A 1,264-nucleotide genomic window follows, 5' to 3' on the forward strand; every position below is an offset into this window, starting at 1 on the left:
TAAATATGGTTTCTACATTTCCTCTGGCTTCAACAGTAAATCTCAAAAATGTCCGGTTAGAAATTCGGGCTTTACAACCACAATTAGTGGAGTGGAGAAGACAGATCCACCAAAAACCAGAATTAGGTTTTCAGGAAAAAATTACCGCCGAATTTATTGCCCAAAAATTGCAAAATTGGGGAATTGTCCATCAAGCCGGAATTGCTCAAACGGGAATTGTCGCTATTATTAAAGGTGAAAAACCTGGGAATGGCAAAGTGTTAGCAATTCGGGCGGATATGGACGCTTTACCTATTCAAGAACAGAATCAAGTTCCCTATTGTTCTCAACATGATGGAGTCATGCACGCTTGTGGACATGATGGACATACAGCGATCGCTCTCGGTACAGCCTATTACCTCAATCAACACCGACAAGACTTTAGCGGCACTGTCAAAATTATCTTCCAACCCGCAGAAGAAGGTCCCGGTGGAGCAAAACCGATGATTGCAGCAGGTGTACTTAAAAACCCTGATGTTGATGCCATTATCGGTTTACACTTATGGAACAATCTACCATTGGGAACTGTAGGAGTCCGGGCTGGGGCATTAATGGCTGCTGTTGAGTTGTTCCGTTGCACCATTTTCGGTAAAGGTGGACATGGGGCAATTCCTCATCAGACAGTGGATTCTGTAGTGGTAGCGGCGCAAATAGTCAATGCTTTGCAAACAATTGTTTCCCGTAATGTAAACCCCATTGATTCGGCTGTAGTGACAGTGGGTGAACTCCACGCCGGAACAGCAGTTAATGTGATTGCTGATACTGCGAGAATGGGTGGCACAGTAAGATATTTTAATCCTGATTTAGCAGGTTTTTTTAAAGAACGCATTCAACAAATTATTGCGGGAATTTGCCAAAGTCAGGGTGCAAGTTATGACTTAGATTATATTCATCTTTATCCACCAGTTATCAATGATGCGGGAATTGCAGCGTTAGTGCATTCAGTAGCAGAAGAAGTCGTAGAAACCCCTATTGGTATCGTTCCCGAATGTCAAACAATGGGTGGGGAAGATATGTCATTTTTTCTGCAAGAAGTTCCCGGTTGTTACTTTTTTCTTGGTTCTGCAAATCCAGAGAAAAAATTAGATTACCCTCATCATCATCCCCAATTTGATTTTGACGAAACAGCTTTACCAATGGGTGTGGAAATGTTTGTCCGCTGTCTGGAAAAGTTCTTTGTTGAATAGTTATATTATGAAGTACAAGAACCCCTCCCCCAACCCCC

The 1,264-nt window shown here is 42.5% G+C and carries 1 protein-coding gene; it reads left to right on the forward strand.

What is annotated here, in order from left to right:
- The first annotated feature begins 5 nt into the window (after window positions 1-5).
- Window positions 6-1,226 (forward strand): M20 family metallopeptidase, encoded by a 1,221-nt coding sequence (locus IQ228_RS26120; RefSeq protein ID WP_027403840.1) that lies wholly within the window; start codon window positions 6-8, stop codon window positions 1,224-1,226.
- Window positions 1,227-1,264 lie beyond the last annotated feature (38 nt).

The organism is Dolichospermum sp. LEGE 00246 (assembly GCF_015207865.1).
Lineage (GTDB): Bacteria > Cyanobacteriota > Cyanobacteriia > Cyanobacteriales > Nostocaceae > Dolichospermum > Dolichospermum heterosporum.